A 19,207-nucleotide genomic window follows, 5' to 3' on the forward strand; every position below is an offset into this window, starting at 1 on the left:
GAACGGCGGCCAGCGACATCACTGATGAGCCTCGTTCGTCGAGGCCTATGCAGATGACTACGCCAGTGCGCAGGGGTTCTGTTTTTTTGCGGGTTTAATGTGTACGTGCTTTTGTGACGCGGTCAACGAGGTACACCAGCCCATGGTAGTCGATGCCGCCATGTTGGCTCAGGCCGATTTCGCAGGTGCGGCTGGTGGAAATGCCTTCACTGCAAGAGTGCACCGCCGTCTTGAGTGAGCGCAGGGCGTGGGCGTTGAGTTCCGGCGTAGTGAAGCCTTTGTCGCCGGCGAAACCGCAGCAGTGGATACCTTCCGGAATGACCACGGTGTTGGCGCAGCGTCGTGCAAGGTCGATCAGTGCCTGGCTTTCGCCCAAGTGTTGAGTGCTGCAGGTGACGTGTACGGCGATTGGCGCTTGCTGAGGAGTGAAGTCTAGGCGGTCCATCAGGTGGGTGCGGATAAATCGTACGGGGTCGTAGAGGTCCAGGCGTGTTTCGCCCAGGTCTTGCACCAGGCGCAGTGTGCAGGGGCTGGTGTCGCAGTAGATCGGATCGAGGCCGCCACGGCTGGCCTGGAGCAGGGCGCCGATCAGTTCCTGGCGCTTGTGATCGGCCTGTTCGGCGTAGCCTTTTGAGGCGAAGGGTTGGCCACAGCACAGGCTGTCGAGGTTGTCGGGGATGACGACTTGGTAACCGGCTTTTTCCAACAGACTGCGGGTTTTGTCGTACAGCGACATTTGCTCTTTATCTGCCGCCGCCGGCCCCATCGCGCGTGAGACGCAAGCGGCGAGGTAGACCACGCGCGGACGTCCGTCGGTGGCTGCGGGGCTGAAGCGAATGGTTTTTTCCGGTTGCGGCATGGCAGTGGTCCACTGCGGAACCTGTCCCTTGGACAACCTGGTCATCTGCGCCGACAACTTTGCCAGGCGCGGGGCGCCCAATAGCATGCGCGCGCCGTTGGCGACATGCAGGGTGAATCGCATGCCTTGCAGCGCAGTGGCGAAATGGGTGGCGAGCCATTCGGCAGTTTTCCTGCGGTCGGCGTCTCGGCTGCGCAGCTTTTTCATCAGGTCACCGGTATTGATGCCTCCAGGGCAGCGCTGGGCGCACAGCCCGGTGGCGGCGCAGGTATCGATGCCCTGGTACTGGTAGGCGGCTTCGAGTTCGGCGGTATCCACGCCCGCGCGTTTCCTGGCCTGGATGTCACGCCAGATCACGATGCGCTGGCGCGGGCTCAAGGTCAGCCCTTTCGACGGGCACACCGGCTCGCAAAATCCGCACTCGATACACTTATCCACAAGCTCGTCGGCAGCCGGCAGGGGCTTGAAGTGCTTGAGATGGATTTGCGGGTCTTCGCTGAGCACTACGTCCGGGTTGAGGATGCCGTTGGGGTCGAGCAGGCGCTTGAGCTGCCACATCAGTTGATAGGCCTCGCTGCCCCATTCCAGTTCGACGAATGGAGCCATGTTGCGGCCGGTGCCGTGTTCGGCCTTCAACGAGCCGCCGAATTCCACGGCCACCAACTGCGCCACGTCATCCATGAACGCTTGATAGCGTGTGATTTCTTCCGCGCTGTTGAAGCCTTGGGTGAACACGAAGTGCAGATTGCCCTCCAGAGCGTGTCCGAACAGGATGGCTTCGTCGTAGTGATGTTTGTCGAACAGCGCGATCAGACGGTTTACGCCGATGGCCAGTTGCTCGACCGGGAAGGTCACGTCTTCGATGATGACGGTGGTGCCGGTCTTGCGCACCGCGCCGACGGCGGGGAAGGTGTCTTTGCGGATCGCCCACAGCCGGGCGTTTGCCACGGGGTCTTCAGTGAAGTCGACCTGCTTCTCCACCGCAAAGGAGGCCAGGGCCTTCATGATCAGCGCCAGTTGCTCACGGAGTAATGACGGCGACGCCGCGCGGGATTCAATCAATAGGGCGCAGGCTGTTTCCGATAGGTGCTGTACGAATTCGGGCATGCCTGGCTTGTTTTGCACGGAGCGCAGGCTGCGTCGGTCCAGCAGTTCCACGGCGGAAACTGGCTGGGTTTTCAGGACGGTTACGGCGTTGCAGCATGTCTCGACATTCGAGAATACGATCAGCGCCGAGGCTTTGTTCGGGTGGTCGACCACCGTGTTGTAGGTCACGGCACTGATAAACCCCAGGGTGCCTTCGGAGCCCACCAGCAAGTGGCTGAGGATCTCCAGTGGGTCATCAAAATCCACCAGGGCGTTGAGTGACAGGCCGGTGGTGTTTTTCAGACGGTATTTATGGCGGATGCGTGCGGCCAATTCGGCATTCGCCCGCGTCTGGCGACCGAGTGTCGCCAGACGCTCAAGCAGCGCGTCGTGTCGATTGCGAAATGCCGTCACGCTTGCCGCGTCTTCGGTGTCCAGGCGGCTGCCATCGGCCAGTACCAGGCGAATGCCGGCGAGGGTATGGTAGGTGTTCTGCGCCGTACCGCAGCACATGCCGCTGGCGTTGTTGGCGACGATGCCGCCGATTTTGCAGGCATTGATTGACGCCGGGTCCGGCCCGATCTTGCGCCCGAACGGGGCGAGCCAGGCATTGGCCTGGGCGCCGATTACGCCGGGTTGCAAGCGAATTTGCATGCCTTGCCCGCGAATCTCGTGGCCGTTCCAATTGTCTCCGAGGGCGATGAGCACCGAATCGCTGATAGCCTGCCCGGACAGGCTGGTGCCCGCCGCGCGGAATGTCACTGGCACGCCATCGCGTTGTGCCCATTGCAGCAGCGCGACCACTTCGTCTTCCGACTCTACACGGATCACCAGTTGTGGGATCAGTCGGTAAAAACTGGCATCGGTGCCGAAGGCAAGGGTCGAAAGCGGGTCGTCGAAACGCCGATCTTTCGGGATCAGCTGTGCGACATTCCTCCAGAAACAGCGGACGCCGGAGACGCTGTCCGGTGTCGATTCCTATCCTGTTACGCGCAGGTCATCAGCATACCGGTGAACCGGTACGTATGCGCTGGCGTTATTGGGAGGACGTCTGTGGGAGGCGAGGGCATGTAGCCACGGGATGTTCCCGGGGCTACGCCGTGACAAGGTTAGTCTTCCTTGCCTTTATTGCGCACGGCGCGATGCAGCTCGCGATTGGAATCGCGCTCGCGTTCGGTGTCACGCTTGTCGTATTCCTTCTTGCCCTTGCCCAATGCGATCTCGCACTTGACCAGGTGTTTGCTCCAGTACCAGGACAGGCAGATGCAGGCATAGCCTTTCTGTTGCACGGCAGCGGCGAGCTTTTCCAGTTCGCGGGCGTTGAGCAACAGCTTGCGTGTGCGTACCGGGTCGGCAATCACGTGGGTGCTCGCGGTGGTCAGCGGGGTGATATGACTGCCGAGCAGCCACGCCTCGCCATCCTTGAGCAGCACATAGCTGTCGACCAGTTGCAGCTTGCTGGCGCGCAGACTTTTTACTTCCCAGCCGGCCAGGACCAGACCAGCCTCGAAACGGTGTTCGATGAAGTAATCGTGTCGCGCCTTTTTATTTTGCGCGATGGTCCCTGTAGGGTGTTTCTTTTGTTTAGCCATAGGGGCGGCATTATAGGGAGTTGCGAGCGTGTCGGCTACGGTCAAGCTGCGTGCTTGAGCGCGTTGAGCGAATCCCGGACAATGCGGGCAGTTCTTTGGTTTTTTTCTCTCGCGGATTGGGCTGTTTTTTTCGCGATGTTTGTCTCAGCAGTGGAAATAACGCTCACATGACGACGCATATTCAACGTTCGGCCCTGCTGCCTTATCCGGCACAGGCGCTCTATGACCTGGTCAACGACGTGGCGCGTTACCCGGAATTTCTACCCTGGTGCTCGACCGCTGAAGTGCTGGAAGGCAGTGACGAGTACATGGTTGCCAGTGTTGGCGTCGCCAAGGGCGGTCTTAGCCAGCACTTTGTCACGCGTAATATCCTGGTGCCTGGCAAATCCATCGAAATGAATCTGCAGGAAGGCCCTTTTACGCAGTTGCATGGCGTATGGGTGTTCAAGGCATTGACCGAGAAGGCCTGCAAAATCAGCTTGGATCTGTCCTTTGATTACGCCGGACCGATTGTGCGGGCGACGTTGGGGCCCCTGTTTAATCAGGCGGCGAATACGTTGGTGGACGCTTTCTGTGAACGAGCCAAACAACTGCATGGTTGAGATTGAAGTGGTGTATGCCACTGCCGAACGCCAGGTTTTATTGGCGGTAAGCGTGCCGGCGGGCACCTGTCTGCGTGCCGCTGTACTGGCGTCAGGGATTGATGCGCAATTTCCTGAAGTGGCTTTTGCCGATTGTCCCTTGGGGATTTTTGGCAAGGTGGTGACGGACACCGAGACTCGCCCTGTGCAGTCAGGTGATCGCATCGAGATTTATCGCCCGCTGCTGGCAGACCCCAAGGAAGTGCGCAGGCTGCGTGCGGCCAAGGCTGCGCTGGCCAGACAGCAAAACGGTTAGGCCTGCCAATGGGCAGGCAACAAAAAGCCCGGCATGCCGGGCTTTTTATCGAGCGCCGCCAACTTACTGCGGGCTGGTGTCCAGTGGCTGTGGCGACGGGACTGGCACGGTTTCCACGCCGTCGACGTCTTTCTGGATCTTGTCCAGCAAAGAACCAGGCTTGGCCGGTACTTCGGACTTGGGCTGTTCGCTTTGCTGCGCGGGAGCAGGCACAGGCGCAGTGCCGGTGTCCTTGCCGAGCAGGGCTTCATCACGGCTTACGCCAGGCATGAAGTCGCCTGAAAGGCTGACGAGCTGGTCATTGCCATTGAAAATGACACTGACGCGTTCCTGCTGGCGTTCACCGCCACCCGGTTGAAGGCTGTACAGATAATCCCAGCGATCGGCATGGAAAGTGTCGGTCAGCAGGGGATTACCCATGATAAACCGTACTTGCCGTCGGGTCATTCCGGGGCGTAACTGGTCTATCATGTCCTGCGTGACGACATTGCCCTGCTGGATGTCGATTTTGTAAACCCCGGGGAATGAACAACCGGCGAGTGCGAGCAGTCCCACAAAGGTGAAACTGGTTAGCAAGAGCTTGGTGTTTTGCATCGGTGGGCGACTTCCACTATCTTGGCTGGGACAACGTAAACGCCGATCATACCCGTATTAAGAGAAGCTGCGAAGCAGCATCCGCGAGAAAGCTAACCATGGTTGAAAATAGCGAACTACGCAAAGCCGGTCTCAAAGTGACTCTGCCTCGAGTCAAGATTCTACAAATGCTCGATTCTGCTGAGCAGCGCCACATGAGTGCCGAGGATGTCTACAAGGCGCTGATGGAGTCTAACGAGGACGTAGGTCTGGCCACGGTTTACCGTGTGCTGACCCAGTTTGAAGCCGCAGGGCTGGTGGTTCGCCATAATTTCGACGGCGGTCACGCAGTGTTCGAACTGGCTGATGGTGGTCATCACGACCACATGGTCGACCTGGATACCAATGAGGTTATCGAGTTCACCAGTCCTGAAATCGAAGCCCTGCAGCACAAGATTGCTGAGGAGCATGGCTTCGATCTGGTTGATCACAATCTCGTGCTCTACATACGTAAGAAAAAGTAAAAATCGCTGCAGATTCGCTCTGCAAAACGATTGAAGGCGACCCCAGGGTCGCCTTCGTGCTTTCTATGAAAGAGAAAAATTCAGCTCAAGCCTTGGCTGCCACCACCATTTTCTTCGCGTGAGCCAGGGACTCCTTGGTCAAGTCGATGCCGCCGAGCATCCGAGCCACTTCCTCCACGCGCTCGGACTTGTTCAGCTTGGACACGGCCGTGTGGGTCGCATCACTGCCTCGGACCTTGTGCACAAACAAATGTTGATGGCCCTGGGCTGCCACCTGCGGCAAGTGAGTCACGGTCAGCACCTGGCCGCGATCCCCAAGCCGACGCAACAACTGGCCGACAATTTCCGCAGTTGGGCCGCCAATCCCCACGTCCACTTCGTCGAACACCAGCGTTGGTACGCGTGACGTTTGTGCGGTGATGACCTGGATCGCCAGGCTGATGCGTGACAACTCACCACCGGACGCCACTTTTGCCAGAGCCTTGAGTGGTTGGCCGGGGTTGGCGCTGACCAGCAGTTCGACCTGTTCCAGACCATGGGGTTGCAGTTCGTTGTTGGCATTGGCGCGAAGCTCAATCACAAAGCGGCCGCCTGGCATGCCCAGTCGCTGGATCTCTTGCTCCACTGCGCCGGCCAGGCGGGTGGATGCCTGCTGACGAAGCTCGCTCAGCTCCCTGGCCTTTTCCTGATAATGTCGGGCGAACGAAGCAAGTTCATCGCCCAAGCGCTCGATGGATTCATCATTGGCGTTCAGGGTCTCGATTTCATCCATCAGTTTCTGCTGCATCGCAGCCACTTCAGTAGGCTGGATGCGATGTTTGCGCGCCAGGGTATAGATAGTGTCCAGGCGTTCTTCGATGTGCTGCAGGCGTGCCGGGTCGGCATCGAAGTGGTCAAGGAAGCGGTTGAGTTCGCCCACGGCTTCCTCTACCTGGATCTGCGCACTGGTAAGCAGGGTAGTGGCTTCGCTCAGCGAGCCGGATGCGTTGTTTACGCTGGAAAGCCGATTGAGGCTGGCCGTGAGTGCATTCAGTACGTTACCCGAGTCACTCTCGCTGCATTGCTCGACCACTTGGCGGCATATGCCCAGCAGGGTCTCGGCGTTGGTGAGGTTTTTGTGTTCCTGTTCCAGCTGTTCCAGTTCGCTTTCGCCAAGACTCAGGCTTTCCAGTTCTTCAAGCTGATAGCTGAGCAACTGGTGGCGAGCACGTTGCTCGTCGCCGGAGTTTGAGAGGCGTTCCAGCTCCTGGCGGGTCTGGCGCCAGCGCTGGGCGGCCAGTTGGACCTGGCGCGCCAGCTCGGTGGCGCCTGCGTATTCGTCGAGCAGGCGGCGATGGGTGTCTGTTTTCAGCAGCGACTGATGTTCATGCTGACTGTGGATATCGATCAGCAATTCGCCCAAGGCCTTCAAGTCGCCGAGGGGGCAGGGGGTGCCATTGATATAGCCGCGCGAACGCCCTTCGGCGGTGATGACCCTGCGCAGGATGCAGGGGCCTTCATGGTTCAGGTCGCGCTCGGCCAGCCAGGTTTCGGCCTCGGGGATGTCCGCCAGGTCGAAGGTAGCCAATATGTCGGCCTTGTCTGCGCCGGGGCGCACCACGCCACTGTCGGCACGGTCGCCCAGTGTCAGGCCCAGGGCGTCGAGCATGATCGACTTGCCGGCGCCGGTTTCGCCTGTGATTACGCTCATCCCGCGATCCAGTTCAAGATCCAGATGTTCAACGATGGCGTAGTTATGTACGGACAGGTGCACGAGCATGACGGCCGCTCCCAGGCTTTAGGTCTGGTTATTTATACAGTGTTTTATTCAGGGCTGACAATCCTCCCCCTTAGCTCGATTTGCTTGGTCAATCGGTTTTTTTAGCGCAATGCAGAATGAATACGCAGGAAGTGTGCATGAGTGCACGAAAGATTTTTGGTAACGACCGCGCTCTTGAACCTGAAAATTGTGGCCCCATATACCGGAACAGAAGCGCGAGTTGAGTTCGCGCATGATTTTGAAAGGAGAAATCTATGGCTGACGAACAGACGCAGGATACGCAAGCGCCAGACGCCAATTCGGCTGTCGGCGATGAACTGACGACTCGTGTGCAAGTGCTCGAAGAGCAATTGGTCGCCGCGCAGGACCAGTCTCTGCGTGTTGCCGCCGATCTGCAGAACGTCCGCCGCCGCGCCGAGCAGGATGTGGAAAAGGCTCATAAATTCGCGCTGGAAAAATTCGCCAACGACCTGCTGCCGATCATCGACAGCTTGGAGCGTGGGCTTGAATTGTCCAACCCGGACGACGAAAACATCCGCCCGATGCGCGAAGGTATCGAACTGACCCTGAAGATGTTCCAGGACACTTTGAAGCGTTATCAGTTGGAGGCAATCGATCCGCAGGGCGGAGAGCCGTTCAACGCCGAACATCACCAGGCCATGGCCATGCAGGAAAGCCATGACCTGGAACCTAACAGTGTGTTGAAGGTGTTTCAGAAGGGTTACCAACTTAACGGTCGCTTGCTGCGCCCGGCAATGGTGGTGGTCAGCAAGGCGCCTGCACCGGCTGCGCCTTCTATTGATGAGCAGGCTTGAAATCCGCCGCAAGGCCCCCATTTATAAGTCAAGCGTTTAAGTGCTACCGCAGTTAGCCACCACTGCTGCGGCATCCAAATTCAAGTTTCGGGAGAGTAAATCATGGGCAAAATTATCGGTATCGACCTGGGGACCACCAACTCCTGCGTCTCAGTGCTGGAAAACGGCGTCGCTAAAGTTATCGAAAACGCCGAAGGCGCGCGTACCACGCCGTCGATCATCGCGTACGCCAACGATGGCGAAATTCTGGTAGGTCAGTCGGCCAAGCGTCAGGCTGTGACCAATCCGCATAACACCCTGTACGCGGTGAAGCGTCTGATCGGTCGCAAGTTCGACGAAGAAGTCGTACAGAAAGACATCAAGATGGTCCCTTACAAAATTGCCAAGGCCGATAACGGTGACGCCTGGGTTGAAGTAAACGGCCAGAAAATGTCTCCGCCGCAGATCTCGGCCGAAATCTTGAAAAAGATGAAAAAGACTGCCGAAGATTACCTGGGCGAAACCGTCACTGAAGCAGTGATCACCGTTCCGGCCTACTTCAACGACAGCCAGCGTCAGGCGACCAAAGACGCCGGCCGCATCGCGGGCCTGGACGTTAAACGTATCATCAACGAGCCCACCGCAGCCGCTCTGGCTTACGGCATGGACAAGGCCAAGGGCGACCACACCGTGATCGTTTATGACCTGGGTGGTGGCACCTTCGACGTCTCCGTGATCGAGATCGCGGAAGTGGACGGCGAGCACCAGTTCGAAGTGTTGGCCACCAATGGCGACACTTTCCTGGGGGGTGAAGACTTTGACATTCGTCTGATCGACTACCTCGTTGACGAATTCAAGAAAGAAAGCGGCATGAACCTCAAAGGTGACCCGCTGGCCATGCAGCGCCTGAAAGAAGCTGCCGAAAAAGCCAAGATCGAATTGTCTTCCTCGCAGTCGACCGATGTGAACCTGCCGTACATCACCGCAGACGCCACCGGTCCAAAGCACTTGAACGTGAAAATCTCGCGCTCCAAGCTCGAAGCACTGGTTGAAGACCTGGTTCAACGCACCATCGAGCCTTGCCGCATCGCGCTGAAAGACTCGGGCATCGATGTGGGCGCGATCAACGACGTCATCCTCGTCGGTGGTCAGACCCGTATGCCACTGGTGCAAAAGCTGGTGACCGAATTCTTCGGTAAAGAAGCACGTAAAGACGTGAACCCGGACGAAGCTGTTGCCATGGGTGCTGCCATTCAGGGCGCGGTATTGGCTGGCGACGTCAAAGACGTATTGCTGCTGGATGTCAGCCCGCTGACTCTGGGTATCGAAACCATGGGCGGCGTAATGACCGCGCTGATCGAGAAAAACACCACGATTCCTACCAAGAAATCTCAAGTGTTCTCGACTGCCGATGACAACCAGGGCGCCGTGACCATTCACGTGCTGCAAGGCGAACGTAAGCAGGCTGCGCAGAACAAGTCCCTGGGCAAGTTCGACCTGGCCGAGATTCCACCAGCACCACGTGGCGTGCCGCAAATCGAAGTGACCTTTGACATCGACGCCAACGGCATCCTGCACGTCGGCGCGAAAGACAAGGCTACCGGTAAAGAGCAGAAGATCACCATCAAGGCCAACTCCGGTCTGTCTGATGAAGAAATTCAACAGATGATTCGTGATGCTGAAACCAACGCTGAAGCGGACAAGAAGTTCGAAGAACTGGCCGGTGCCCGTAACCAGGGTGACGCGCTGGTTCACTCGACTCGCAAGATGATCGCTGACGCTGGCGACAAAGTGACCGCTGAAGAGAAGGCCGCGATTGAAGCTGCCGTGGTTGCCCTGGAAGCTGCCGTTAAAGGCGATGACAAGGCTGCCATCGAAGCGAAGGTCGAGGAACTGTCGAAAGTCTCCGCGCCGGTTGCTCAGAAAATGTACGCCGAGCAAGGTCAGCCGGCCGAGGGTGCTGCGCAACAGGCAGAGCCTGAAGCCAAGCACGATGACGTGGTTGATGCCGAGTTCGAAGAAGTCAAAGACCAGAAGTAACAGGTCGCCCGGTTGACCGCTTTCCAGCGGTGACTGGTAGGATGTCGCCGCGCGGGAGCTTGCTCCCGCGTTGGCGTGTCTGGGGTATGCGAATTTTTACAGCATGCGACAGTGTTCGGATGCTGGCGGTGTGATCGGGAATGCTCCTGCTTTCCGAGCAATAAATACCGCGCTTTTGGCCGGCTGCCTGGCTAAAAGGCAGTAACGACCAGGATCGTTGAATTGACGTGAGTTGGGTCCGGGCCTGTATTGGGGCTCAACGAGTTTGGCGAGGCTCAGGAGGGTCTGGCTGAACGTCCTTAAGAGTGCAAAGACTTATGGCAAAGCGTGACTATTACGAAGTGTTGGGTGTGGAGCGTGGCTCCAGCGAGGCGGACCTGAAAAAGGCCTACCGTCGCCTGGCGATGAAGCATCACCCGGACCGTAATCCGGACAGCAAGGAATCCGAAGAGATGTTCAAGGAGGCCAACGAGGCCTATGAATGTCTGTCTGACCCCAACAAGCGTGCGGCCTACGACCAGTATGGTCATGCGGGCGTCGACCCGAGCATGGGCGGCGGCGGTGCCGGCTTTGGCGGGCAGAATTTCTCCGATATTTTCGGTGACGTGTTCAGCGACTTCTTTGGCGGTGGTCGGGGTGGTCAGCGCGGTGGCGCTCAGCGTGGCAGCGACCTGCGCTACACCCTTGAGTTGAACCTGGAAGAAGCCGTGCGCGGTACCAGTGTCAATATTCGTGTGCCGACGCTGGTCAACTGCAAGCCGTGCGATGGTTCGGGTGCCAAGAAGGGCTCCTCGCCGATTACCTGCCCGACCTGTGGCGGCATTGGCCAGGTGCGCATGCAGCAGGGTTTCTTCTCGGTGCAGCAGACCTGCCCACGTTGCCATGGTCAGGGCAAGATCATTTCCGATCCGTGCGATTCCTGCCACGGCGAGGGGCGTGTCGAAGAGTACAAGACCCTTTCGGTGAAAGTGCCGGCAGGTGTGGATACCGGTGACCGCATTCGTCTGTCGGGCGAAGGCGAGGCGGGTGCCCAGGGTGGGCCTACGGGTGACCTGTATGTGGTGATCAGTGTGCGCGAGCACTCGATCTTCCAGCGCGATGGCAAGCACCTGTTCTGTGAAGTGCCGATCAGCTTTGTGGATGCGGCGTTGGGCGGCGAGTTGGAAATTCCGACGCTCGATGGTCGCGTGAAGCTCAAGATCCCGGAAGGCACCCAGACCGGCAAGCAGTTCCGTATCCGTGGCAAAGGCGTAGCGCCGGTGCGCGGTGGCGGTGCGGGCGACCTGATGTGCCGTGTTGCGGTAGAGACTCCGGTCAATCTGGGCCGCCGCCAGCGTGAGCTGCTGGAGGAATTCCGCAGCTCGCTGGAAGGCGACGACTCCCACTCGCCCAAGACCACGGGTTTCTTCGATGGCGTGAAGCGCTTTTTCGGCGACCTGTAAGGAATGAGTATGCGACGTATAGCCGTGATGGGCGCTGCCGGGCGCATGGGCAAGACGTTGGTCGAGGCGGTGCAGCAGCGCTCGCCGGCGTCGGGGCTGACTGCGGCGATTGTGCGTCCGGGCAGTACGCTGATCGGTGCGGACGCCGGTGAGTTGGCCTCGCTGGGGCGCATCGGTGTGTCGCTGTCCGGCAACCTGGAACAGGTGGCTGACGAGTTCGACGTCTTGATCGACTTCACCCTGCCGGACGTGATGCTGAAAAACCTCGCGTTCTGCCGCAAGGCGGGCAAGGCCATGGTGATTGGCACCACGGGCCTCAATGCCGAGCAGAAGCAGCTGCTGGTGGAGGCGGGCAGGGATATTCCTGTGGTGTTCGCGGCCAATTTCAGCGTGGGCGTGAATCTTTCGCTCAAGTTGCTGGACCTGGCGGCGCGCGTACTGGGAGATGAGGCGGATATCGAGATCATCGAGACCCATCACCGTCACAAGATCGATGCGCCATCGGGTACCGCGCTGCGCATGGGTGAGGCGATTGCCGATGCGCTGGGTCGTGATTTGTCGAAGGTCGCGGTTTACGGTCGGGAAGGTCATACCGGCGCGCGTGCGCGTGACACGATTGGTTTCGCCACCGTTCGTGGTGGAGATGTAGTGGGGGATCACACCGTGCTGTTCGCCACCGAAGGCGAGCGACTGGAGATCACCCACAAGGCCTCCAGCCGTATGACGTTTGCCAAGGGCGCGGTACGTGCTGCGCTGTGGCTGGAGGGTCGCGAGCCGGGCCTTTACGACATGCGTGATGTGCTGGACCTGCACTAGGCAGTCGCCAAAAAGGGGGTTCAGGACTATTCCTGGGCTCCGTTTTGACCCGCTAAGCGACGCCCTGTCGCATTGCCCTGTCTTCAAGGCTTATTAGCGGTGGACCCAAAAAGCCTTTTTCTGTAACCTACAGCTTTAGTGTGTTCACTAAAAGCGCGCAGAATAATTCAGTGAAGAAGCGGGGTGACGTGTCCATACGTCACTCCGCTTTTTTACAACCTGCGATCGCCCTTTCAGGCTTTATTTACGGGAGGTCTTCTTGACTAAGCCAGCCATACTCGCCCTTGCTGATGGCAGCATTTTTCGCGGCGAAGCCATTGGAGCCGACGGTCAGACCGTTGGAGAGGTAGTGTTTAACACTGCCATGACCGGCTATCAGGAAATCCTTACCGATCCTTCCTACGCCCAACAGATCGTTACCCTGACTTACCCGCACATCGGCAACACCGGTACCACGCCGGAAGACGTCGAGTCTGATCGTGTCTGGTCGGCCGGTCTGGTCATTCGTGACCTGCCGCTGGTGGCGAGCAACTGGCGTAACACGATGTCGCTGTCCGATTACCTGAAAGCCAACAATGTTGTGGCGATCGCCGGTATCGATACGCGCCGCCTCACGCGCATCCTGCGTGAAAAAGGCTCGCAGAACGGCTGCATCATGGTCGGTGACAATATTTCCGAAGAGGCGGCGATTGCCGCAGCCCAGGGTTTCCCAGGCCTCAAGGGCATGGACCTGGCGAAAGTCGTCAGCGTCAAAGAGAAGTACGAATGGCGCTCCACGGTCTGGGACTTGAAGACCGACAGCCACGCGACCATCGCTGCCGCCGAGCTGCCTTACCATGTGGTCGCTTATGACTACGGCGTGAAGTACAACATCCTGCGCATGCTGGTCGAGCGTGGCTGCCGCGTGACCGTGGTGCCGGCGCAAACCCCTGCCAGCGACGTACTGGCCCTGCAACCGGACGGCGTGTTCCTGTCCAACGGCCCGGGCGATCCCGAGCCTTGTGACTACGCGATCCAGGCCATCAAGGATGTGCTGGAGACCGAGATTCCGGTGTTCGGTATTTGCCTGGGCCACCAGCTGCTGGCGCTGGCCTCCGGCGCCAAGACCCTGAAAATGGGGCACGGCCACCACGGTGCCAACCATCCGGTGCAAGACCTGGACACTGGCATTGTGATGATCACCAGCCAGAACCACGGTTTCGCGGTGGACGAAGCGACCTTGCCAAGCAATGTGCGCGCGATTCACAAGTCGCTGTTCGACGGTTCCCTGCAAGGCATCGAGCGCACCGACAAGAGCGCGTTCAGCTTCCAGGGCCACCCTGAAGCGAGCCCGGGCCCGAACGACGTAGCACCGCTGTTCGACCGTTTCATCAATGAAATGGCCAAGCGACGCTGACTGAGCGGCCTGCGGGCGGCCCCGGTTTTCGGTGGCCCCCGCAGGCACTTCAAGATTGTTCAAGACGGCTTGCCGACTGACCTGCGGATTTGAGTGACAAACCCATGCCAAAACGTACAGACATAAAAAGCATCCTGATTCTCGGCGCTGGCCCGATCGTGATCGGCCAGGCCTGCGAATTCGACTACTCCGGCGCCCAAGCTTGCAAAGCCCTGCGCGAAGAGGGCTATCGCGTCATCCTGGTGAACTCCAACCCGGCCACCATCATGACCGACCCGGACATGGCCGACGCCACCTACATCGAACCGATCAAATGGCAGACGGTTGCCAAGATCATCGAGAAAGAGCGTCCGGACGCATTGCTGCCGACCATGGGTGGCCAGACTGCTCTGAACTGCGCCCTGGACCTGGAGCGCGAAGGCGTCCTGGAGAAGTTCGGCGTGGAGATGATCGGTGCCAACGCCGACACCATCGACAAGGCTGAAGACCGTTCGCGTTTCGACAAGGCCATGAAGTCCATCGGCCTGGACTGCCCGCGCTCCGGTATCGCCCACAGCATGGAAGAGGCCAACGCGGTTCTCGAAAAGCTGGGCTTTCCGTGCATCATCCGTCCGTCGTTCACCATGGGCGGCACCGGTGGCGGTATTGCTTACAACCGCGAAGAGTTCGAAGAAATCTGCGCCCGTGGCCTGGACCTGTCGCCGACCAAAGAGCTGCTGATCGACGAATCCCTGATCGGCTGGAAAGAGTACGAGATGGAAGTTGTCCGCGACAAAAAGGACAACTGCATCATCGTCTGCTCCATCGAAAACTTCGACCCGATGGGCGTGCACACCGGTGACTCGATCACTGTTGCGCCAGCGCAGACCCTGACGGACAAGGAATACCAGATCATGCGTAACGCCTCGTTGGCGGTATTGCGTGAGATCGGCGTTGAAACCGGCGGTTCCAACGTTCAGTTCGGCATTTGCCCGGACACCGGCCGCATGGTCGTGATCGAGATGAACCCGCGTGTATCGCGTTCATCGGCGCTGGCCTCGAAAGCGACCGGTTTCCCGATTGCGCGCATCGCTGCCAAATTGGCTATCGGCTACACCTTGGACGAGCTGCAAAACGAAATCACGGGCGGCGCCACGCCGGCGTCTTTCGAGCCATCCATCGACTACGTTGTGACCAAGCTGCCGCGCTTTGCTTTCGAGAAGTTCGCCAAGGCTGACGCGCGCCTGACCACCCAGATGAAATCCGTGGGTGAAGTCATGGCCATCGGCCGAACCTTCCAGGAATCCCTGCAGAAAGCCCTGCGTGGCCTGGAAGTTGGCGTTTGCGGTCTGGACGAGAAGCTTGACCTGAGCAACCCGGAAAGCATGAGTGTCCTCAAACGTGAGCTGACCGTGCCGGGTGCCGAGCGCATCTGGTACGTGGCGGACGCGTTCCGTGCCGGCCTGTCGGTCGAAGATATCTTCGGCATGAACATGATCGACCCATGGTTCCTGGTGCAGATTGAAGACCTGATCAAGGAAGAAGAGAAGGTCAAAACCCTCGGTCTGTCGTCTATCGACCGCGACCTGATGTTCCGCCTCAAGCGCAAAGGCTTCTCCGACCAACGCCTGGCCAAGCTGCTGGGTGTGACCGAGAAAAACCTGCGCACCCATCGTCACAAGCTGGACATCTTCCCGGTCTACAAGCGCGTTGACACTTGCGCGGCCGAGTTCGCCACCGACACCGCGTACATGTACTCCACCTACGAGGAAGAGTGCGAAGCCGCGCCGTCGGGACGCGACAAGATCATGATCCTCGGTGGCGGCCCCAACCGTATCGGTCAGGGCATCGAGTTCGACTACTGCTGCGTACACGCCGCCCTCGCCCTGCGCGAAGACGGGTACGAAACCATCATGGTCAACTGCAACCCGGAAACTGTTTCCACCGACTACGACACCTCCGATCGCCTGTACTTTGAGCCGGTGACCCTGGAAGACGTGCTGGAAATCTGCCGCGTCGAGAAGCCAAAAGGCGTGATCGTGCAGTACGGCGGCCAAACCCCGTTGAAACTGGCGCGCGCCCTTGAAGCCGCCGGCGTGCCGATCATCGGCACCAGCCCGGACGCCATCGACCGTGCCGAAGACCGTGAGCGCTTCCAGCAAATGGTTGAGCGCTTGAACCTGCGTCAGCCGCCAAATGCCACTGTGCGCAGCGAAGACGAAGCCATCCGTGCGGCCAGCAAGATCGGCTACCCGCTGGTGGTGCGTCCGTCCTACGTGCTGGGCGGTCGTGCGATGGAAATCGTCTACGAAGAAGACGAGCTCAAGCGTTACCTGCGTGATGCGGTGAAAGTGTCCAACGACAGCCCGGTGCTGCTCGACCACTTCCTCAACTGCGCCATCGAGATGGACGTGGATGCGGTGTGCGACGGCACTGATGTGGTAATCGGCGCAATCATGCAGCACATCGAACAGGCAGGCGTTCACTCCGGTGACTCAGCATGCTCGCTGCCGCCGTACTCGCTGCCGGCGCACATCCAGGACGAGATGCGCGAACAGGTCAAGAAAATGGCTCTGGAGTTGGGCGTGGTCGGCCTGATGAACGTGCAGTTGGCGCTGCAGGGCGAGGATATCTACGTCATTGAAGTCAACCCGCGTGCTTCGCGTACCGTGCCGTTTGTTTCCAAGTGCATCGGTGTGTCCCTGGCCATGATCGCTGCCCGCGTGATGGCCGGTAAGACCCTGAAGGAAATCGGCTTCACCAAGGAAATCATTCCGAACTTCTACAGTGTGAAAGAGGCGGTGTTCCCCTTCGCCAAGTTCCCTGGCGTGGACCCGATCCTGGGCCCTGAGATGAAGTCCACCGGTGAAGTGATGGGCGTGGGCGACACCTTCGGTGAAGCCTTCGCCAAAGCCCAGATGGGCGCCAGCGAAGTGCTGCCGACCGGCGGGACTGCGTTTATCAGCGTGCGTGATGACGACAAGCCACTGGTTGCAGGGGTCGCTCGTGATCTGATCAACTTGGGCTTCGAAGTCGTGGCTACCGCCGGCACCGCCAAACTGATTGAAGCTGCCGGCCTGAAGGTGCGCCGCGTGAACAAGGTGACGGAAGGTCGTCCGCACGTGGTCGACATGATCAAAAATGACGAAGTCACGTTGATCATCAACACCACCGAAGGTCGCCAGTCGATCGCGGACTCCTACTCCATTCGTCGTAATGCCTTGCAGCACAAGATCTACTGCACCACCACCATTGCTGCTGGCGAAGCCATCTGCGAAGCGCTCAAGTTCGGTCCGGAAAAGACCGTGCGTCGCTTGCAGGATCTACACGCAGGATTGAAGGCATGACCAAATACCCAATGACCGTCCAGGGCTTCAAGGCCCTGGAAGAGGAGCACGCCCACCTGACCAAGGTCGTACGTCCAAAGCTGAGCCAGGACATCGGTACGGCCCGCGAGCTGGGTGACTTGAAGGAAAACGCCGAATACCATGCCGCTCGCGAACAGCAAGGCATGGTCGAGGCGCGGATTCGCGATATCGAGGGCCGCCTGCAGAATTCGGTGGTTATCGACGTGACGACGATTCCGAAGACCGGCAAGGTGATTTTCGGCACGACCGTGGAAATCGCCAACGTCGAGACTGACGAAAGTGTCGTCTACCACATCGTCGGCGAGGACGAAGCTGACTTCAAACTCGGCAAGATTTCCGTAGGTTCACCGCTGGCCCGCGCCTTGATTGCCAAGGAAGAGGGTGACGTAGTGGCCGTGAAGACACCGGGTGGCGTGATCGAGTACGAGATTGTTGAAGTTCGTCACGTCTGAAAGACGGCGCCCGCTGCGTGCGGGCGCCATGCTTTGGCAACTGGCCCAGATGCTGTGGGTCGGTGGCCTGTGGTTGTTGCACATCGGCGTGTTGCCGGCGTTGGGCCTGATTGGCCTGGCGCCGATGCTGATTGACGAGATTGACGGATTATTGAGTGCGCTGCTGGTGGGTTTTGCAGCAGCGTGCGTGACGCTCCAGGCGCTGGTGCTGGTTACGGCAGAAGGCGTTGGGAGTTTGTTGCGGGATATTCGCGGGCAACTGCTGTTGATGGCGCTGTATGCCTGCGCGATGTTTTGCGCGGTGCATATCTGGCTGCCGGAAGCATTGCGCTGGCAGCTGTTTAGCTATCTTGTGTTAGGGTTTTCCGGCCTGGTGTTGGTGATGCAACCGGTGCCGGGGTGGAGTGGCGGGGCGCGCGAAGCACGCCCGTGACCCTTTTTGTTACTTGAAGCGATGAACGTTCGACAGTTGCTTGTTGACGCTGAAATTCTTGCGATACAGCAGCGCCATCTTGCCGATGACCTGGACCAGGTCTGCCTTGCCGACCTTGCACAGTTCTGCAATGGCCGCCAGGCGCGCTTCGCGATCAAGGATGTTGACCTTGATCTTGATCAGTTCGTGATCGCCCAATGCGCGTTCAAGTTCGGCTAAAACACCTTCAGTCAAACCGTTGTCAGCCACAATCAAAACTGGTTTCAGATGGTGGCCAATGGATTTGTACTGTTTCTTCTGCTCTTGAGTGAGCGGCATAATCTGACCCCTGCGTCTGATCTTGTAAAAAGCGGCGGCCAGTTTACCCGAGCGAGTCCGGGACCGCCCAGTTAATCACGACCCGTTTTATTTTCGAGGTGGCCCGTGGCCCGTTCCAAAACTAGCCTTAAGTGGCTGCAAGAGCATTTCAACGATCCTTACGTCAAAAAGGCGCAGAAGGACGGCTACCGTTCGCGGGCCAGCTACAAACTGCTGGAGATCCAGGACAAGGACAAACTGATTCGTCCAGGCATGAGCGTCATCGACCTGGGCGCGGCACCGGGTGGCTGGTCCCAGGTGACCAGTCGTCTGATTGGTGGGCAGGGTCGTTTGATCGCTTCCGATATCCTTGAGATGGACAGCATCCCCGATGTGACCTTTGTACACGGTGACTTCACCCAGGATTCGGTCCTGGCCGAGATTCTGGAAGCCGTGGGAAATTCTCAGGTGGACCTTGTGATTTCCGACATGGCCCCCAATATGAGTGGGTTACCGGCTGTCGATATGCCGCGCGCCATGTTTCTTTGTGAACTGGCGCTGGATCTGGCAGGCCGTGTGTTGCGTCCTGGTGGTGATTTTCTGGTGAAAGTCTTCCAGGGCGAAGGTTTTGACGAGTATCACAAGAACATCCGCAAGCTGTTCGACAAGGTGCAGACGCGCAAGCCGGACTCTTCCCGTGACAGATCCCGTGAACAGTACCTGCTGTGCCGCGGGTTTCGCGGAGTGGAAGGTGCGGCAAGCGAAGAGCGATTCTGATGTGTTCGAGCACGGCGATAGTTTTTTTTAAATCGCTTTCGTAATGAAGCTTTACGAATATTGTGTAGTCAAAGTTTCACAAAGGGTTACAGACGGCGTCTGCAAGAGTTGCAGGTAATGTAG

Annotated in this window: 17 protein-coding genes; 12 read left to right on the plus strand and 5 right to left on the minus strand. The window is 58.7% G+C overall.

The genetic code is table 11. The features are described from left to right. Positions 1 to 94: 94 nt before the first annotated feature. The gene (locus tag TU79_RS15105) at positions 95 to 2,866 is read right to left on the minus strand and encodes an FAD-binding and (Fe-S)-binding domain-containing protein (RefSeq protein ID WP_057008725.1); all 2,772 of its coding nucleotides are present in this window, start codon (positions 2,864 to 2,866) and stop codon (positions 95 to 97) included. 188 nt (positions 2,867 to 3,054) lie between these two features. Next, positions 3,055 to 3,537 carry an SsrA-binding protein SmpB gene (gene smpB / locus TU79_RS15110; protein WP_003235073.1) on the minus strand — a complete coding sequence of 161 codons (483 nt, stop codon included), beginning with the start codon at positions 3,535 to 3,537 and terminating at the stop codon, positions 3,055 to 3,057. 167 nt (positions 3,538 to 3,704) lie between these two features. On the opposite strand from smpB, the gene TU79_RS15115 reads away from it, so the two are divergent. Both TU79_RS15115 and TU79_RS15120 read left to right on the plus strand, forming a co-directional pair. Next, complete coding sequence (locus TU79_RS15115; RefSeq protein ID WP_003235071.1) at positions 3,705 to 4,139, plus strand: type II toxin-antitoxin system RatA family toxin; 435 nt, start codon at positions 3,705 to 3,707, stop codon at positions 4,137 to 4,139. Next, positions 4,132 to 4,434, plus strand: coding sequence for an RnfH family protein (locus tag TU79_RS15120; protein WP_057008726.1), 303 nt, complete (start codon positions 4,132 to 4,134; stop codon positions 4,432 to 4,434). The genes TU79_RS15115 and TU79_RS15120 overlap by 8 nt, the downstream gene beginning before the upstream one ends. Positions 4,435 to 4,497: 63 nt before the next feature. On the opposite strand, the gene TU79_RS15125 is transcribed toward TU79_RS15120, so the two are convergent. Further along, positions 4,498 to 5,028, minus strand: coding sequence for an outer membrane protein assembly factor BamE (locus TU79_RS15125; protein ID WP_057008727.1), 531 nt, complete (start codon positions 5,026 to 5,028; stop codon positions 4,498 to 4,500). A 98-nt stretch (positions 5,029 to 5,126) separates the two neighbouring features. On the opposite strand from TU79_RS15125, the gene fur reads away from it, so the two are divergent. After that, entirely contained in the window at positions 5,127 to 5,531 is a 405-nt protein-coding gene (fur, locus tag TU79_RS15130; protein ID WP_003194220.1) for a ferric iron uptake transcriptional regulator, read from the plus strand. Between the two features lie 85 nt (positions 5,532 to 5,616). On the opposite strand, the gene recN is transcribed toward fur, so the two are convergent. Continuing rightward, positions 5,617 to 7,290, minus strand: a complete 1,674-nt coding sequence (recN, locus tag TU79_RS15135) for a DNA repair protein RecN (RefSeq protein ID WP_057008728.1) — start codon at positions 7,288 to 7,290, stop codon at positions 5,617 to 5,619. A 254-nt stretch (positions 7,291 to 7,544) separates the two neighbouring features. On the opposite strand from recN, the gene grpE reads away from it, so the two are divergent. The 8 genes from grpE to TU79_RS15175 all read left to right on the plus strand — a co-directional run bounded on the left by grpE (position 7,545) and on the right by TU79_RS15175 (position 18,010). After that, positions 7,545 to 8,105 (plus strand): nucleotide exchange factor GrpE, encoded by a 561-nt coding sequence (grpE, locus tag TU79_RS15140; protein WP_057008729.1) that lies wholly within the window; start codon positions 7,545 to 7,547, stop codon positions 8,103 to 8,105. Between the two features lie 102 nt (positions 8,106 to 8,207). Beyond that, positions 8,208 to 10,124, plus strand: coding sequence for a molecular chaperone DnaK (dnaK, locus tag TU79_RS15145; protein ID WP_003235059.1), 1,917 nt, complete (start codon positions 8,208 to 8,210; stop codon positions 10,122 to 10,124). A gap of 317 nt (positions 10,125 to 10,441) precedes the next feature. Next, complete coding sequence (dnaJ, locus tag TU79_RS15150) at positions 10,442 to 11,566, plus strand: molecular chaperone DnaJ (RefSeq protein WP_003235057.1); 1,125 nt, start codon at positions 10,442 to 10,444, stop codon at positions 11,564 to 11,566. Between the two features lie 9 nt (positions 11,567 to 11,575). Next, positions 11,576 to 12,382: a 4-hydroxy-tetrahydrodipicolinate reductase gene (gene dapB / locus TU79_RS15155; RefSeq protein WP_057008730.1), complete on the plus strand. Its 807-nt coding sequence runs from the start codon at positions 11,576 to 11,578 to the stop codon at positions 12,380 to 12,382. A 259-nt stretch (positions 12,383 to 12,641) separates the two neighbouring features. Further along, positions 12,642 to 13,778 carry a glutamine-hydrolyzing carbamoyl-phosphate synthase small subunit gene (gene carA / locus TU79_RS15160; RefSeq protein ID WP_057008731.1) on the plus strand — a complete coding sequence of 379 codons (1,137 nt, stop codon included), beginning with the start codon at positions 12,642 to 12,644 and terminating at the stop codon, positions 13,776 to 13,778. Between the two features lie 104 nt (positions 13,779 to 13,882). After that, positions 13,883 to 17,104 carry a carbamoyl-phosphate synthase large subunit gene (carB, locus tag TU79_RS15165; RefSeq protein ID WP_057008732.1) on the plus strand — a complete coding sequence of 1,074 codons (3,222 nt, stop codon included), beginning with the start codon at positions 13,883 to 13,885 and terminating at the stop codon, positions 17,102 to 17,104. Further along, positions 17,101 to 17,577, plus strand: a complete 477-nt coding sequence (gene greA / locus TU79_RS15170; protein WP_003235048.1) for a transcription elongation factor GreA — start codon at positions 17,101 to 17,103, stop codon at positions 17,575 to 17,577. The genes carB and greA overlap by 4 nt, the downstream gene beginning before the upstream one ends. 28 nt (positions 17,578 to 17,605) lie before the next feature. Next, positions 17,606 to 18,010 (plus strand): hypothetical protein, encoded by a 405-nt coding sequence (locus TU79_RS15175; protein ID WP_057008733.1) that lies wholly within the window; start codon positions 17,606 to 17,608, stop codon positions 18,008 to 18,010. A gap of 9 nt (positions 18,011 to 18,019) precedes the next feature. On the opposite strand, the gene TU79_RS15180 is transcribed toward TU79_RS15175, so the two are convergent. Then, positions 18,020 to 18,328: a YhbY family RNA-binding protein gene (locus tag TU79_RS15180; RefSeq protein ID WP_017139256.1), complete on the minus strand. Its 309-nt coding sequence runs from the start codon at positions 18,326 to 18,328 to the stop codon at positions 18,020 to 18,022. A gap of 105 nt (positions 18,329 to 18,433) precedes the next feature. On the opposite strand from TU79_RS15180, the gene rlmE reads away from it, so the two are divergent. Continuing rightward, the gene (gene rlmE, locus TU79_RS15185) at positions 18,434 to 19,084 is read left to right on the plus strand and encodes a 23S rRNA (uridine(2552)-2'-O)-methyltransferase RlmE (protein ID WP_003235041.1); all 651 of its coding nucleotides are present in this window, start codon (positions 18,434 to 18,436) and stop codon (positions 19,082 to 19,084) included. Positions 19,085 to 19,207: the final 123 nt, after the last annotated feature.

Source organism: Pseudomonas trivialis, from assembly GCF_001439805.1.
GTDB classification, from domain to species: Bacteria; Pseudomonadota; Gammaproteobacteria; order Pseudomonadales; family Pseudomonadaceae; genus Aquipseudomonas; species Aquipseudomonas trivialis.

Coding starts and splice junctions, on each gene's coding strand:
- greA (WP_003235048.1), top strand. CDS start 17,101: ATGACCAAATACCCAATGACCGTCCAGGGCTTCAAGGCCCTGGAAGAG.
- carB (WP_057008732.1), top strand. CDS start 13,883: ATGCCAAAACGTACAGACATAAAAAGCATCCTGATTCTCGGCGCTGGC.
- dnaK (WP_003235059.1), top strand. CDS start 8,208: ATGGGCAAAATTATCGGTATCGACCTGGGGACCACCAACTCCTGCGTC.
- grpE (WP_057008729.1), top strand. CDS start 7,545: ATGGCTGACGAACAGACGCAGGATACGCAAGCGCCAGACGCCAATTCG.
- dapB (WP_057008730.1), top strand. CDS start 11,576: ATGCGACGTATAGCCGTGATGGGCGCTGCCGGGCGCATGGGCAAGACG.
- TU79_RS15175 (WP_057008733.1), top strand. CDS start 17,606: ATGCTTTGGCAACTGGCCCAGATGCTGTGGGTCGGTGGCCTGTGGTTG.
- fur (WP_003194220.1), top strand. CDS start 5,127: ATGGTTGAAAATAGCGAACTACGCAAAGCCGGTCTCAAAGTGACTCTG.
- TU79_RS15180 (WP_017139256.1), bottom strand. CDS start 18,328: ATGCCGCTCACTCAAGAGCAGAAGAAACAGTACAAATCCATTGGCCAC.
- recN (WP_057008728.1), bottom strand. CDS start 7,290: ATGCTCGTGCACCTGTCCGTACATAACTACGCCATCGTTGAACATCTG.
- TU79_RS15115 (WP_003235071.1), top strand. CDS start 3,705: ATGACGACGCATATTCAACGTTCGGCCCTGCTGCCTTATCCGGCACAG.
- TU79_RS15120 (WP_057008726.1), top strand. CDS start 4,132: ATGGTTGAGATTGAAGTGGTGTATGCCACTGCCGAACGCCAGGTTTTA.
- TU79_RS15125 (WP_057008727.1), bottom strand. CDS start 5,028: ATGCAAAACACCAAGCTCTTGCTAACCAGTTTCACCTTTGTGGGACTG.
- smpB (WP_003235073.1), bottom strand. CDS start 3,537: ATGGCTAAACAAAAGAAACACCCTACAGGGACCATCGCGCAAAATAAA.
- dnaJ (WP_003235057.1), top strand. CDS start 10,442: ATGGCAAAGCGTGACTATTACGAAGTGTTGGGTGTGGAGCGTGGCTCC.